Source organism: Halomarina oriensis (genome assembly GCF_009791395.1).
Lineage (GTDB): Archaea > Halobacteriota > Halobacteria > Halobacteriales > Haloarculaceae > Halomarina > Halomarina oriensis.
Map to the genome: position 1 here is coordinate 53,996 of NZ_WSZK01000015.1, position 13,822 is coordinate 67,817.

A 13,822-nucleotide genomic window follows, 5' to 3' on the forward strand; every position below is an offset into this window, starting at 1 on the left:
CGTAGAGCCCAGTCACGGCTACTCCCGATACCTGACTGTCAGGGCTGGCGTGGGAAAGTTAGACCAGTAGCCACTTCGTCGTCGAACGTGACGACGGCTCACTCCTTCGGAAGTACGTCGGAGGCACCCGAGACACGACCGTCGTCAGGAACCGCCACTACTGGGCGGTACTCACCCACCTGCTAGCCGTCCCGACGGTCGATGGTCGGGGCGTATGCGTTCCTCCCCACCGGAACGCGCTTTTTGTCTGGCAACATCAGTCGCTCACGGGTTGATTCGAGTGGGTTGAGAATGGGGGGTCGCGTCGGGGTCCCCACCGAGACATGTCAGAGGCACGGTTCCCCACCTGCTGCTGAACAGCACCGACGCGGTTCCTCGCTCGGAGCGTTGCGAGAACGCACTCTACAACTCATCCACCTTCGTGAGCGAGTAAATACGACAACACCCGTCCGACAGATAGTCGCTCCCTTCGACACCGAACGACGTGTTATAGTGTCAGGTAAGCAACCGAACATCGAGGGTGTCAGACAATACGAACAGTCTCGGAGCACGTCGTCAGTGGTTGTCTGGTTGCGTCCTCTCTCGGTAGACCTACGCACTCCGTCTGACGACGCCGGCACCCCGCGACGGGAGTGGTTCCGGCGCGATGGCCGTCCACGAGAACTCGTGTCCGGGGTTTCGAGACCGACTGTCGACGCCCTCGTCAGTTCCCCTTCTCGCGCTCCTGAGCGTCGACGACGGCGACGCCGGCGAGGTTGACGATGTCCTTGACCTCGTCGCCACGCTGGAGGACGTGGACGGGCCGGTCCATGCCGACGAGCATCGGGCCGATGGCCTCCGCACCGCCGAGACGCTGGAGGAGTTTGTAACCGATGTTGCCCGCTTCGAGGTTCGGGAAGACCAGCACGTTCGCCGGTTCGTCGAGGTCGCTGAAGGAGTACGTCCCGTTGAGCATCTCCTCGACGACGGCGGTGTCGGCCTGCATCTCCCCGTCGACCGGGAAGTCCACTTCGGGGTCCGAACGGAGTTGGCGCGCCGCGTTGCGTGGCTTGCGGGTACCCTCGTTGTCGACGCTGCCGAAGTCCGAGTACGACAGCAGCGCCGCCCGTGGCTCGACGTTGAACCGACCGGCGAGTTTCGCGGTCTGTTTCGTCACTTCGGCGAGCACCGCCTCGTCGGGGTCCTGATTGACCGTCGCGTCCGCACAGAACACGACGTTGTTCTTGAACGTCAGCAGGTAGACCCCGGCGGCGTAGTCGGCGTCCGGCGCGGTGCCGATGACCTGCAACGGCGGGCGGAGCGCCGACGGGTAGTGGTGCATCAGGCCGGTGAGCATCGCGTCGGCGTCACCCATCTCGACCATGACGCTGGCGAGGTAGTTGCCGTCCTCGATGAGTTCCGAGGCCTCACGCCGCGTGACCCCCTTGCGCTTGCGGAGTTCGTGGAGCCGGTCGGCGTAGCACTCCAGGTCGGCCTCCTCGGGGTCGACGATGTCGAGGCTGTCGTCGAACTCCAGCCCGAGGGCGTCGGCGGTCGCCTCGATGACGTCGCGGTCACCGAGCAGGATGGGGTGGGCGATGCCCTGTTCGATGACCTGCGCGGCGGCGCGAATCATCTTCTCGTCTTCCCCCTCCGCGAGGACGACGCGCTTGGGGTCGGATTTGGCCTTGTTGAGGACGACGCGCATCATCTCGCGGGACTTCCCGAGACGCGCTTCGAGGCGCTCGACGTAGCGGTCCATGTCGAGTTCCTTGCGGGCCGCACCGGACTCCTCGGCGGCGCGGGCGACGGCGGGTGCCACCTGGAACAGCACGCGCGGGTCGAGCGGTTTCGGGATGATGTACTCGGGACCGAACTGGAGTGGCTGGTCGCCGTACGCCTTGACGACGGCGTCGGGGACGTCCTGCCGGGCGAGGTCAGCGAGCGCTTCGGCGGCCGCCACCTTCATCGCCTCGTTGATTTCGGTCGCACGCACGTCGAGTGCGCCGCGGAAGATGAATGGGAACCCGAGCACGTTGTTGACCTGATTCGGGTAGTCAGAGCGCCCCGTCGCCATGATGACGGTGTCGTCGCGGGCCGCCTTGGCGTCCTCGTAGCTGATCTCGGGGTCCGGGTTCGCCATGGCGAAGATGATCGGGTCCTCGGCCATCGACCGGACCATCTCCTGAGAGACGAGACCGCCGACGGAGAGACCGACGAACACGTCCGCGTCGGCCATCGCGTCCGAGAGCGTCCCTTCCTGCGTGTCGCGGGCGAACTCCTGTTTGAACTCGTTGACGTCGCCGTCGTCGGCGCGCTCCTGGGTGATGATGCCCGAGGAGTCACACATCGTGATGTTCTCGGTCTTCGCGCCGAGCGAGACGTAGAACCGGGCGGTGGCGATGGCCGACGCCCCCGCCCCCGAGAAGACGATGTCGAGGTCCGCGAGGTCCTTGCCGACGACGTCGGCGGCGTTCAACAGGGCGGCCCCGGAGATGATGGCGGTGCCGTGCTGGTCGTCGTGGAAGACGGGAATCGACATCTCCTCGCGCAGGCGCTCCTCGATTTCGAAGCACTCGGGCGCTTTGATGTCTTCGAGGTTGACGCCGCCGAACGTCGGCTCCATCGCCTTCACCGACGTGACGATGTCCGCGGGGTCCTGCTGGTCCAACTCGATGTCGAACACGTCGATGTCGGCGAAGCGCTTGAACAGCACGCCCTTCCCCTCCATGACGGGTTTCGACGCCTGCGCGCCGATGTTCCCGAGGCCCAGCACCGCAGAGCCGTTCGAGACGACGCCCACGAGGTTGCCCTTCGCGGTGTAGCTGTACGCCTCGTCGGGGTCGTCGGCGATTTCGAGACACGGCGCGGCTACTCCCGGCGAGTACGCCAGCGAGAGGTCACGCTGTGTGTTGGTCGGTTTGGTCGTGTTGATCTCTAGCTTCCCCGGCGGGTCCTGCCGGTGGTACTCCAGAGAGTCCTCGTCGATGCCCATACCCGCATCCGCGACAGGCGGGAGCAAAAAGCTATCCGAGGGACGGCCGAGATGTGTGAATCGTCACCGTGCCCCATCCCGCGAACGGTGGGGGTAAGTGCGTCCGGTCCGCAGATCGAAGTATGGAGTCACGGTTTCGGACCCTCACCGCCCTCTCGGCCGGTCTGACGTTCGTGCTGGTCCTCCTCGGCGTCTACACGGCCGCGGCGGGTGCGGGCCTGACGTGCAACGCGCGGTGGCCGCTGTGTGACGGCGCGGTGTTCGGCCTGTTCCCGGCGAACTGGCCGAGTTTCATCGAGTGGTTCCACCGCCTCGTCGCCATGGTGACCGGGTTCGTCATCCTCGGAACGACGGTCGAAGCGTTCCGCGGCGCGGCCGGTCGGAAGACGAAGGGCGCACTGGCGCTGGCGACGCTGTTCCTGCCGGCCCAGATCGTTCTGGGTGCGCTCACCGTCACGCAGTACGAGTGGGCCGTCCTCACCGCCCACTTCGTGACGGCGACGACCATCTTCGCGGGCGTCGTCCTCGCGGCGCTGTGGGTACGTGAGAGCGGTGTGACGACCCGCCGCCTCCGACTGACGACGCTCGCGTTGCCCGTCACCATCGGCGCGATGGTCGCTCTCAACCCGCGGACGTTCGTCGCCTACACCCCGCCGATGCAGGTAGCGTACTACGCCGTCGGACAGGCCGCGTTCGCCGGGGCGCTGGCGCTGGTCGTCTGGGCCGGACGGGCGGGCACGACCGCTCGCCTCCGCCTGCCGGCCCTCGGCTGTTCGGCGCTCCTGTTCGGCCTGCTCGTCGTCGGGCGACAGGTGTACGGCGTGACGGGCCAGTACCTCTCGCTGACCGCGACGGCGCTCGCACTGGGACTCGCTCTCCTCGGCTGGTGGCTGGTCAGGAACGCCGACGCCGGACGCGGGCGGAGTCGCGGCGTCCCGTCGGACGACTGAACGCAAAACCTGCCCGTTCTCGCCGCAAGCTTAAAACCGAAATCCGACGCAAGGGAAGGTATGAGCGACAAATCGTCGATAGACCGCCGTGCGTACCTCACCGCCGTCGGATCGGGGTCGGTCGCCGCACTCGCTGGCTGTCTCGGTGAACCCGACGCCGAGAACGACACCGCCGGCGGTGGCGACGGTGACGGCAACGACTCGATGGGCAACGACTCGGGCAGTGGGGACGGCGAGGAGCAGGCCATCGTCGCCGGCACCGCGCCGGGGTTCCCGCCGTTCGAGATCAAACAGGACGGCGAACTGACCGGCTTCGACGTCGAACTGCTCGAAGCGGTCGTCGAGGCCGCACCGGGCTACACGTTCGACCGCTGGTCGGAGTTCGAGTTCGACTCGCTCATCCCCGCACTCACCGGCGGCGACATCGACGTCATCGCCGCGGCGATGACCATCACCGAGGAGCGCAGACAGACCATCGCGTTCACCGACGCCTACTACGAGGCCGACCAGTCCATCCTCGTCCGTGCGGACGGTGACTTCCAGCCCACGGAACTCGGTGACCTCGCGGGCCGTCCCATCGGTGCCCAGACCGGGACGACCGGCGAAGGCGTCATCCGGAGCGAACTCATCGAGACGGGCGACCTCTCGGAGTCGAACTACAACGGCTACGGCAACTACACGCTCGCGGTGCAGGACCTGGAGAACGGCAACATCGACGCCATCGTCATCGACAAACCGGTCGCCGAGACGTTCGCCAGCGAGCGCGACGTCGAGGTGGCGTTCACCTACGAGACCGGCGAGGAGTACGGGTTCGGCATCCGGCAGGACGCGGGCGACATCCAGAGCGCGCTCAACGAGGGACTGGCGACCGTCGAAGAGGACGGCACCTACGAAGAGCTCCGCAACGAGTGGTTCAGCAGCGAGTCGACGACGACCGAGTCGGGGGGCAACGAGTCTGCGGGGACCGAGTCCACGAGCACCGAGTCGTAGATGGTCCTCTCGTCGGCGTCTCCGCTCGTCTTCGACCCCATCGCCGCCCAGGCGCTCCCGCTGGAGTGGCTCCCGCCGGACTGGCAGTTCGTCGTCCGGAACTGGGACTACCTGGCGGGGGGCCTCGGCGTCACCATCGTCCTGACGGCGACGAGCATCCTGCTCGGCTTCCTCGCGGGCTTCCCGATGGGGGCCATCGAGGTATACGGCAGCGGGCCGCTCAAGCGACTCGTCTCGACCGTCGGCGTCGTCCTCCGGGCGATTCCCATCGTGGTCATCCTCGTGTTCATGTTCTTCGTCGCCCCCATCCCGTTCCCGAGCGGCGAGTTCGGCATGTGGCTCCCCGGTATCGGGTCGTTCGACATCGGCTTGAGCGCCTTCGCCGCCGCGACGGTCGGTCTCGGCCTCCGGTCGGCGGCGTACCAGGCGCAGATATTCCGCGGGGCACTCCAGAGCGTCAGCGGCGGGCAGATGGAGGCCGCCCGCTCGGTGGGCATGAGCAAGCTCCAGGCCATCCGCCACGTCATCATGCCACAGGCGCTCCGCCGGTCGATTCCGGGCTTCCAGAACGAGTTCACGATCGTCCTCAAGGACACCTCCGTCGCGTTCGCCATCGGGCTGGCCGAACTGCTCAAACGCAGCTACGACCTGTTCGTCGAGTCGACGACGGCCGTCCTCGAGGTCATCCTGTTCATCAGCATCCTGTATTTCATCATGACGTTCGTCACCAACCGCACGCTGGATTACCTCGGAGAGTACTACGCCATCCCCGGAGGTGAGGGATGAGCGAACGAACCGACGGCCGGGGAGACGTGAGCGAGCCGTCGAGTACGGCAGAGGACGGCCGTTCGGCGGGCGACCCGCTGCTCCGCGTCGAGAACCTCCAGAAGTCCTACGGCGACGAGACGGTGCTCCGTGGCATCGACTTCGACCTCGACAGACGCGACGTGGAGGTCATCATCGGCCCCTCCGGGTCCGGGAAGTCGACGATGCTCCGCTGTGTCAACCGTCTCACCGAGTTCCAGGGCGGGACCATCTCCCTCGACGGCGAGTCGGTGATGGCGATGAACGAGAACGAACTCCGACGGCGCGTCGGGATGGTGTTCCAGGACATCAACCTGTTCGCCCACCTCACGGCGCTGGAGAACGTCACCCTCGGCCTGCGGAAGGTCCTCGACATGAGCAAGGGCGACGCCGAGGACAAGGCGATGAGCCAGCTCGAACGGGTCGGACTGGCCCCGCAGGCCGCCTCCTACCCGGCGGAGCTCTCGGGGGGGCAGAAACAGCGCGTCGGCATCGCTCGCGCGCTGGCGATGGACCCCGAACTGCTCCTGTTCGACGAGCCGACGAGCGCGCTCGACCCCGAACTCGTCGGGGAGGTGCTGGAGGTGATGCGTGACCTCGCCGACGGCGGGATGACGATGCTCGTCGTCACCCACGAGATGGGGTTCGCTCGCCGGGCCGCGTCGTCGCTGATGTTCCTCGACGAGGGGAAGATCGTCGAACGAGGGCCACCGGAACAGCTGTTCGACAGTCCCGAGCGCGACCGGACGAGGGAGTTCCTCGCCCGGTTGACGACCATCTCCGAGGAGGCCTGAGCGCGATGGACGTGATGCGCCGATGAGCGGGGAGCGGTCGACGGCTCGGCAGGCGCTCTCGAACGCGGGCCGCCAGCTACCCGCCGGTCGGTCCCTCGGCCTCGCCGTCGGTGCGCTGTTCTGGTGCTGGCTGGTCGTCCGCTGGGTCGCCATCTGGCTCGGCAGCAAGGAGCCGTTCTTCCCGGCGACGTTCTTCGAGGGACTGGCCACCGGCTTTCGCAACGACGGCCTCGTCATGCAACAGACCGGTGGGGCGCTCGCTCCCGTCCTCGACTTCGTCGCCGGGGTCTGGTTTCTCTTCTCCGACCTCGCGGGGTTCGTCGCGTTCGGCGTCGAGTACCTGCCCGAACTCGCGGAGGGCGCGTGGCTCACCGTCGTCCTCACCGTCACGGGTATCCTGTTCGGTCTGGTCATCGCCGTCCCGCTGAGCGTCGCTCGCGTCTACGGCGGCCCCGTCACCCGCGGACTGTCGCTGGGCTACATCGAACTGCTCCGGGGGACGCCGCTGCTCGCCCAACTGTTCGTCCTCTACTTCGGGCTGAACCTCTCACAGTACTTCCGGGGGTTCACGTTCGGCGTGCTCCCCTCGGCGGCCGTCTGGGTCGCTATCGTGGGGTTCACGGTCAACTCCGCGGCGTATCAAGCCGAGTACATCCGTGCCGCACTCGAATCGGTCGAGTCCGGCCAGTTGACGGCGGCACGCGCCATCGGCCTCTCACGGACCGAGGGCATCCGCCACGTCGTCTTGCCACAGGGTCTTCGCTACGCGATTCCGGGGTGGACGAACGAACTCATCTACCTCATCAAGTACTCCTCGCTGGCGGCGTTCATCACCGTCGTCGAACTGTTCGAGTCGGGGCGCATCATCGCCAGCGACACGTTCGCCTACCTGAACATCTACGGGATGCTCGCGCTGTTCTATCTGGCGCTCGTCCTCTCGGCCACCCTGTTCATGGGCTGGGTCGAGAACCGGGTGGCGATTCCGGGTCTCGGCGTCCGCGACGGGCGCTGAGGGGACTCAGAACTCGGTGACGACTTCGACGCCGACCGTCTCGAAGTCGGTCATCGCCGCGAGTCGTTCCGGAACGTCGTCCAGCGGCACCTCCCTCGTGACCAGCGCGCCGGGGTCCAGTCGGTCACCCGCCACGAGCGACAGCACCTCGTCGTAGCGGGTCGGCGGCATCCCTCGTGCGCCGAGTATCGACAGTTCGCGACCGGCGATGGCGTCGGTCGGCAGGGGAATCTCACCGTGGTCGTCGTCGCCGGTCAACCCCACTTGGAGGTAGCGACCCGCTCTCCGGAGGCCGGCGATGGCGTCACGAGCGGTGGTTCGGCTGCCGAGGGCGTCCATCGCGACGTGTGCGCCACCGTCGGTCGCCTCGCGGACGGCCGTTGCGGTGTCCTCCACCGTGCTCGCGTCGACCGTCGCGTCCGCACCCAACTCACGGGCTTTCGCCAGCGGTGCCTCGCGCACGTCGATGGCGACGACCCGAGCACCCAGTGCGCGGGCGACCTGCACCGCGGAGAGACCGACGCCGCCACAGCCATGGACCGCCAGCCACTCGCCCGCACCGATGGCCGCGCGGTGTTCGAGCGCGTGGAACGCGGTGACGTAGCGACAGCCGAGGGCGGCCATCGCCGTCGGAGAGACGCTCTCGGGTAACGGAACGAGGTTGTAGTCCGCGGCGGGGACGGCGACGAACTCCGCGAACGCGCCCGGTGCGTCGGCCTCGAAGCCCAGTGCCGTGCCGTTCGGGCAGACGTTGCCTCGGCCCGAGTGACAGTACGAACAGGTGCCGTCACCGAGGCAGAACGGGACGGCCACTCGGTCGCCCTCCGCGATGGTCTGGACGTCCGCGCCGACGTCGACGACGTGTCCGGCGGGTTCGTGGCCGAGCACCTGCCCTCGTGGCACGCGGTCGTCCACCCAGTCGCCGTGACCCTGCCACGCGTGCCAGTCCGAGCGACAGATGCCGCAGGCTTCCACCTCGACGACGACCCCGTCCGGAGGTGCGGTCGGTCGGTCGCGCTCCTCGATTTCGAGCGGTTCGCCGTACTCCCGGACGACTGCGGCGCGCATGGTCGCGGTTCGTAGGGGTGGTGGTTAACTGTCCCTGCGTGCCTCGCGGTCGCTCTGGCGTCGCTACCATCGAGAGACTGGCGACCGTCGCGCGACCGTTCCGATATGTGACATATGTCGTAGCCGCTCTGTTCGGTTCTGTTTCCCTCTTCAGCGGTGTATCAGGCCCAGAACCCGACTTCGAACGTCGTCGGCGGAGGCGAACGTCTGATCGTCCGTCGAAGCGAGGACTTCTCCGAGGGGTTTCACCCCGTCTTGGGTCTCGACTTCGTAGTCGCCGTAGGTCTCGACCAACTCCGTCGTCGTGGTCGGATACGCCTGCGTTTCGAGTGCCTCGTCCAGGTCACCAAGTCGCCCTTCTGGGTCGCCAGGCATCGGCTGGTCTTCATCGGCGTAATCACGTACCTTCTCTCGTCTCCGCTCTGGCTGGCGTCGCTCTTCGTCGTCCGCTCGGCCGTCTCGTTTCTGCTCGCTGTTCGTCATCTCCTCCTATACGAGAGCCGTTCACATAACGGTGCAGGCATCCCTTTGAGCAACTCTCACCCGCCCGATTGACGTTCGCGTGGACTACCTCGGCTCGGCCGCTCGAACAGCGGTACACTCGCGACACAGTCCGTCGCCAGGCGTCCGCCAGCCAGCATGTATCGTCCGTCCGACCGACGCCCTCGACGACGTGTGCCGTCAGTAGAAGTCGGCCAGCCCCGACTGCTGGTCGCCGCTCTCCTCTCCGTCCGGGTCTTCCGATTCGGTATCGGTCGCGTTCGCGTCGTCGTTCGTCGCTTCGTCCAGTTCCGCCTCGGCGTCCTCGTCGTCGAACTCACCGCCCGCGAACGCGCCGTCGGAGTGCTCGACGGCCGCCTCCTCGCGTAACTGCTGGGCGTCCTCGACGATGGACTGGACCTTGTTCGTGTCCTCGCCACTGCCGGTGACGAACGCGACGTGTTTCGCCTCCAGCTCGTAGGCCGCGGCCATCCGCACCGTCAACTCGCGGTTCTTGCAGTGGTGGGTCATCACTTCGAGGTACGGCAGCACCTGCTTGCGGGCGCTGGCCATCGACATCCCGCCCGTCTCGGCGATGTGTCGAGCGACGTAGTCGCGTTTGTCCCGCGAGGCGCGCGAACTGCCGAGTTTGCGCCAGTAGCTCGGTGGGCCGTAGCGTGTCCACCCGCCTTTCTGTCCGGAGCGTGCGGCGGCGACGCCGGCGGTCATGTTGTCGCTCGCGTAGCGCCAGTAGGAGTAGTTCTGCGTCGCCCGGACCCGACCCAGCCAGCGGTCGGCGTTGGCGAGGAAGCCGTAGGCGTCGGCGAGTTCGGTGCCGTGGTAGTCTTTCGGGAGGTTGTCCTCGATCCAGTTCACCATGTCGTCGGGCGTCTCGTCGACGTCGTAGGAGAACTTCAGTGCGCCCTCGGCGTCCTCCTCTTTGAACACCGCGTCGAGCAACTGGAAGATGCCCTCCGTCTTGTCGCGGCCGCCCGCCGTCACGTCCTCCTTGCGGACCTTCTCGCGGCCCTCGGCGGTCGCTTGCAGGTCCTTGACCGCCCCGCGCAGGTCCCCCGAGTTCGCCTCCGCGATAGCGTCGAGCGCGTCGGGTTCGTACTGGAGGTCCTCCTTCCGGCAGATGTCCCGGAGGACGGGGACGATAGAGCGCACCGAGACGTCGCGGAACTCGATGTCCTCACAGGCGTTCCGGAGGCCGTTGGACATGTCGTAGAACTCGTTGGCGATGAGCACCATCGGCTGTTCGGCCTCCTTGACGAGTTTCGTGATGGCCCCCGACCCGCCCCGGTCGGCGTTGCCGTGGATGTTGTCCGCCTCGTCGAGGATGATGAGTTGGCGACCCGTCCCCGAGAGCGACCGGTTCATCGCCGCACCGCCGGCGTACTGCTCGATGTCGGCTTTCGTGCGCTGGTCGCTCGCGTTCAGTTCGATGGTCGGCCAGCCCATGTCGTTGGCGAGCGCGTGAGCGGCGCTGGTCTTGCCGACGCCCGGCGACCCGTGGACGATGACCGCCTGCCGGTGGTCGTCCCACGACTTCGCCCACTGGTGGAGCGCCTTGCGGGCCTTGTCGTTCCCCCGGACCTCCGCCAGCGTCGTCGGCCGGTACGTCTCCGTCCAGTCAGCCATTACCGTCTCGTGGTCGGAGCGGCGGGTAATGGTTTCGGAGCGCCGGCCGTCAGCGTCGGCTGCCGCGTCCTCCCGGACACGACAGTTCGGCGAAACACCGAACAGCCTGCCGCCCGTGTCTGTCTCAGTGTCCGTCTCACTCACCCGGCGGTCGACCGACCGAGCACGCCGAACCGGCCTCGGCCTGTACCACCGGGCGGCGTCGCTGAACTACGCCTACGGGGTGGCGACGACGAAACGCACCGTCGCCGGCCCGTATCGGAGCTACGAACCGTGGAACAGCCACGGCGACGACTCCGGACTGGCGGCGCTCGGGACGCTGCCCGACGACGCCGTCGTCGTCGACGCCGGCGCACACGTCGGCGAGTACGCCCTCCCGCTGGCGGCGGCCGGCCGAACCGTCCACGCGGTCGAACCCGACCCCGTCGCCGCCGAGCGCCTCCGGGCGAACCGGTCGGCGACCGGCGTCGAGTCGCGGGTGACGGTCCACGACTGTGGCCTCGGTGACCGCGACGGGACGGCGACGTTCTACCGCTCGTCGGCCCCGAAAGGGTCGGCGTTCGACGAGACGGCGGCGACCCGGTGGGGGGCGCGGGTCGTCGAACGCGTCGACAGACGGGTCGCTCGCCTCGACACGCTGGTCGACGACCTCCCACCACCGGACGCACTGAAACTCGACGTCGAGGGTGCGGAACTCGCGGCACTCCGCGGGGCCGAACGGACGCTCCGCGAGCACCGACCGCTGGTCGTCGTCGAACCACACGGCACCGACCGCGAACTCCGCGCCGAACTCGTCGCGTTCGGCTACGCCGTCGACCCGTACGGCGACTGCTGGGTGTGTCGGCCGTGAGCGAGGTCGACCGCCGGCCGTCGGTCCCCGACCGTGTCCGTCGAACGTGGCTGGCGTGGGTCGGGGTCGCACTCCTCGCGCTCGTGCTCGGGGCCACGCTCGTCGCCCAGCGGATGACGGACTCGACGGGCCTGTGGTGGGCGCTGCTCGCCGGCGTGGTCGCCGTCGCACTGCTCGCCTACGTCCGTCTCCTCCTCGACCGGAACCGACCGGTCGACGCCGGCGAGGGGAGCGCGCTGCCCCCCGCCCGCTACGCGACGTTCGGACTCGCCAACGCGCTGACGACGGGGCGAGGACTGCTCCTCGCGGTACTCGCGGGACTGTTCGCCGTCCCGAATCCCGGCTGGCTCCCGGCGCTCCTGTACGGAAGCGTCGTGCTCCTCGACGTTCTGGACGGTCCGGTCGCCCGTGCCCGCGACCGGACCTCCGTGCTCGGGACGCGCCTCGACACGGCCGTCGACGCCGCCGGACTGCTCGTCGCGGGCGGCCTCGGTGTCGCGCTCGGGACGCTCCCCGTCTGGTTTCTCGCCGTCGGCGCGGCCCGGTACTGCTACGTCGCTGGACTGTGGTGGCGTCGTCGCCGCGGACTCCACGTCGGGACGCTCCCGCCGAGTCGCGTCCGGCGGCCGCTGGCGGCGCTCCAGATGGTCGTGACGGCGGCCGCGCTCGCTCCCGTCGTCGGCCCGCCCGTGACGACGCTCGTCGCCACCGTGGCGATGACGCCGTTCGTCGTCGGGTTCTCTCTGGACTACCGGGCCGTCACGAGTCGGGACGTTAAGCAGTCGGCGGCCCAACGGCCGGTATGAACGTCGCCGCTCGCAGCGCCCTCTCGCTGCTCGCCCGTGCGGTGGTGGTAGTGGTCCTCGCCGGGCCGGCGGTGGGGAAGGTGCTGGACTACGGCGGGCAGGTCGCCTTCTTCGAGAGCCTCGGTCTGCCCGCTCCCGGCCTCCTCGTCGCCCTCTCGGCGGCCGTCGAACTCGCCGCGCTGGTCGGCGTCGGCCTCGGTGTCGCGGGCCGACTGCTCGCGGTACCGCTCGTCGTGAACATGCTCGTGGCCGTCGTCGCCGGCGCACCGAACCCCGCGAACCTCGCCGTGCTGGCGGGGGCGCTCGTCGTCCTCGCACTGGGGACGGGGCCGTACTCGCTGTGGTCGCCCGCCGTCGAGCGGCGGATGCCGTCGCCGGGGACCGACTCCGACCGAGGTGGTCGATGAGTCGTCGCGTCCGCTTCGTCGCCCCGTCCGAGGTTCGGGTCGAGGACCGCCCGACACCGACGCCCGACACCGGCGAGGTGCTGGTCCGCGCCGCGGTGTCGGCGGTCAGTCCCGGCACCGAACTGCTCGTCTACCGCGGGACCGTTCCGACCGAGGACGGCGAGACGCTGGGCGCGCTCGACGGGGACCGCTCGTACCCGCTGTCGTACGGCTACGCCACCGTCGGCCGCGTCGAGGCCGTCGGCGACGGCGTCGACTCGAAGTGGCTCGACCGTCGGGTGTTCGCCTACGCCCCCCACGGCGAGCACGTCGTTGCCCCCGTCGACGACGTGGTACCCGTCCCCGAGGACGTGCCGAGCGACGAGGCGGCCCTCCTCGCCAGTGTAGAGACGGCGCTCACGTTCGCGCTCGACGCCACACCCCGTGTCGGCGAGCGCATCGTCGTGTTCGGACAGGGGGTCGTCGGCCTCCTGACGACCGGCCTCCTCGCAGAGACGGCACTGACGACGGTGGTCGCCGCCGACTGCTACGGGCAGCGCCGGGCGCTCGCGGAGCGCTTCGGCGCGAGCGAGACCGTCGAGGCACCCGTCGACGGGACGCTCGCCGAGCGGTTCCCCGAGGGGGTGGACCTCGCCGTCGAGGTGAGCGGCGACCCCGACGCGCTGGACGAGGCCATCGACGCGACGGGCTACGGCGGACGTGTCCTCGTCGGGTCGTGGTACGGCACCAAGCGCGCGAACCTCGCGCTCGGCGGGTCGTTCCACCGCGACCGCATCGAGATACGGAGCAGCCAGGTCAGCACCATCGCCCCCGACCTGCGTGGGCGCTGGGACCGCGAACGACGCTGGAGTGCCGCGTGGGACGCGATTCGGAGCCTCCCCGTCGACCGCCTGCTCACCCACCGAATCCCCGTCTCGGACGCACCGCGGGCGTACCGCCTGCTCGACGAGCGCCCCGAGGAGGCGGTCGGCGTACTCCTGACTCACGACTGAGCCGCGAGCATCGACGAGTCGCCGGTCGACGATCCGGACGGCGACTGTCGG

Annotated in this window: 13 protein-coding genes; 9 read left to right on the plus strand and 4 right to left on the minus strand. The window is 68.4% G+C overall.

Annotated elements, in window-relative coordinates; genetic code table 11:
- Positions 1-703: 703 nt before the first annotated feature.
- Positions 704-2,974: an NADP-dependent malic enzyme gene (locus GQS65_RS06850; protein ID WP_158203921.1), complete on the minus strand. Its 2,271-nt coding sequence runs from the start codon at positions 2,972-2,974 to the stop codon at positions 704-706.
- Between the two features lie 122 nt (positions 2,975-3,096).
- Between GQS65_RS06850 and GQS65_RS06855 the strand changes: the two genes are divergently transcribed.
- Genes GQS65_RS06855 through GQS65_RS06875 form a run of 5 tightly spaced genes read left to right on the plus strand, consistent with a single transcriptional unit; the run spans position 3,097 to position 7,524 of the window.
- A complete protein-coding gene (locus GQS65_RS06855) occupies positions 3,097-3,924 on the plus strand; it encodes a COX15/CtaA family protein (protein WP_158203922.1) in 828 nt (275 codons plus the stop codon).
- Positions 3,925-3,984: 60 nt separating this feature from the next.
- Positions 3,985-4,914, plus strand: a complete 930-nt coding sequence (locus tag GQS65_RS06860; RefSeq protein WP_158203923.1) for a transporter substrate-binding domain-containing protein — start codon at positions 3,985-3,987, stop codon at positions 4,912-4,914.
- On the plus strand, positions 4,915-5,700 hold the full coding sequence (locus tag GQS65_RS06865; RefSeq protein WP_158203924.1) for an amino acid ABC transporter permease: 786 nt from the start codon (positions 4,915-4,917) through the stop codon (positions 5,698-5,700).
- Entirely contained in the window at positions 5,697-6,512 is an 816-nt protein-coding gene (locus tag GQS65_RS06870) for an amino acid ABC transporter ATP-binding protein (protein WP_158203925.1), read from the plus strand. Before GQS65_RS06865 ends, GQS65_RS06870 begins: the two co-directional genes overlap by 4 nt.
- A 22-nt stretch (positions 6,513-6,534) precedes the next feature.
- Positions 6,535-7,524: an amino acid ABC transporter permease gene (locus GQS65_RS06875; RefSeq protein ID WP_158203926.1), complete on the plus strand. Its 990-nt coding sequence runs from the start codon at positions 6,535-6,537 to the stop codon at positions 7,522-7,524.
- Positions 7,525-7,530: 6 nt separating this feature from the next.
- Here GQS65_RS06875 and GQS65_RS06880 read toward each other — a convergent pair whose 3' ends face one another.
- From GQS65_RS06880 to GQS65_RS06890, 3 genes are all read right to left on the minus strand, one after another.
- Positions 7,531-8,592: a zinc-dependent alcohol dehydrogenase family protein gene (locus GQS65_RS06880; RefSeq protein ID WP_158203927.1), complete on the minus strand. Its 1,062-nt coding sequence runs from the start codon at positions 8,590-8,592 to the stop codon at positions 7,531-7,533.
- A 150-nt stretch (positions 8,593-8,742) separates the two neighbouring features.
- Complete coding sequence (locus GQS65_RS06885) at positions 8,743-9,075, minus strand: DUF5789 family protein (RefSeq protein ID WP_158203928.1); 333 nt, start codon at positions 9,073-9,075, stop codon at positions 8,743-8,745.
- A 198-nt stretch (positions 9,076-9,273) separates the two neighbouring features.
- Positions 9,274-10,716, minus strand: a complete 1,443-nt coding sequence (locus tag GQS65_RS06890) for a replication factor C large subunit (protein ID WP_158203929.1) — start codon at positions 10,714-10,716, stop codon at positions 9,274-9,276.
- A 127-nt stretch (positions 10,717-10,843) separates the two neighbouring features.
- Here GQS65_RS06890 and GQS65_RS06895 point away from each other — a divergent pair, with 127 nt between their 5' ends.
- From GQS65_RS06895 to GQS65_RS06910, 4 genes are read left to right on the plus strand one after another with little or no spacing between them, the layout of a single operon-like run.
- Complete coding sequence (locus GQS65_RS06895) at positions 10,844-11,566, plus strand: FkbM family methyltransferase (RefSeq protein WP_199268415.1); 723 nt, start codon at positions 10,844-10,846, stop codon at positions 11,564-11,566.
- The gene (locus tag GQS65_RS06900) at positions 11,563-12,372 is read left to right on the plus strand and encodes a CDP-alcohol phosphatidyltransferase family protein (RefSeq protein WP_158203931.1); all 810 of its coding nucleotides are present in this window, start codon (positions 11,563-11,565) and stop codon (positions 12,370-12,372) included. Before GQS65_RS06895 ends, GQS65_RS06900 begins: the two co-directional genes overlap by 4 nt.
- Positions 12,369-12,779, plus strand: coding sequence for a DoxX family protein (locus GQS65_RS06905; RefSeq protein WP_158203932.1), 411 nt, complete (start codon positions 12,369-12,371; stop codon positions 12,777-12,779). Before GQS65_RS06900 ends, GQS65_RS06905 begins: the two co-directional genes overlap by 4 nt.
- Entirely contained in the window at positions 12,776-13,771 is a 996-nt protein-coding gene (locus GQS65_RS06910) for a zinc-binding dehydrogenase (RefSeq protein WP_158203933.1), read from the plus strand. Before GQS65_RS06905 ends, GQS65_RS06910 begins: the two co-directional genes overlap by 4 nt.
- The last annotated feature ends 51 nt before the right edge of the window (positions 13,772-13,822 follow it).

Bases quoted from the DNA above. Each gene is read 5' to 3' on its own strand.
- GQS65_RS06850 (WP_158203921.1), bottom strand. From the start codon at position 2,974: ATGGGCATCGACGAGGACTCTCTGGAGTACCACCGGCAGGACCCGCCG.
- GQS65_RS06855 (WP_158203922.1), top strand. From the start codon at position 3,097: ATGGAGTCACGGTTTCGGACCCTCACCGCCCTCTCGGCCGGTCTGACG.
- GQS65_RS06860 (WP_158203923.1), top strand. From the start codon at position 3,985: ATGAGCGACAAATCGTCGATAGACCGCCGTGCGTACCTCACCGCCGTC.
- GQS65_RS06865 (WP_158203924.1), top strand. From the start codon at position 4,915: ATGGTCCTCTCGTCGGCGTCTCCGCTCGTCTTCGACCCCATCGCCGCC.
- GQS65_RS06870 (WP_158203925.1), top strand. From the start codon at position 5,697: ATGAGCGAACGAACCGACGGCCGGGGAGACGTGAGCGAGCCGTCGAGT.
- GQS65_RS06875 (WP_158203926.1), top strand. From the start codon at position 6,535: ATGAGCGGGGAGCGGTCGACGGCTCGGCAGGCGCTCTCGAACGCGGGC.
- GQS65_RS06880 (WP_158203927.1), bottom strand. From the start codon at position 8,592: ATGCGCGCCGCAGTCGTCCGGGAGTACGGCGAACCGCTCGAAATCGAG.
- GQS65_RS06885 (WP_158203928.1), bottom strand. From the start codon at position 9,075: ATGACGAACAGCGAGCAGAAACGAGACGGCCGAGCGGACGACGAAGAG.
- GQS65_RS06890 (WP_158203929.1), bottom strand. From the start codon at position 10,716: ATGGCTGACTGGACGGAGACGTACCGGCCGACGACGCTGGCGGAGGTC.
- GQS65_RS06905 (WP_158203932.1), top strand. From the start codon at position 12,369: ATGAACGTCGCCGCTCGCAGCGCCCTCTCGCTGCTCGCCCGTGCGGTG.
- GQS65_RS06910 (WP_158203933.1), top strand. From the start codon at position 12,776: ATGAGTCGTCGCGTCCGCTTCGTCGCCCCGTCCGAGGTTCGGGTCGAG.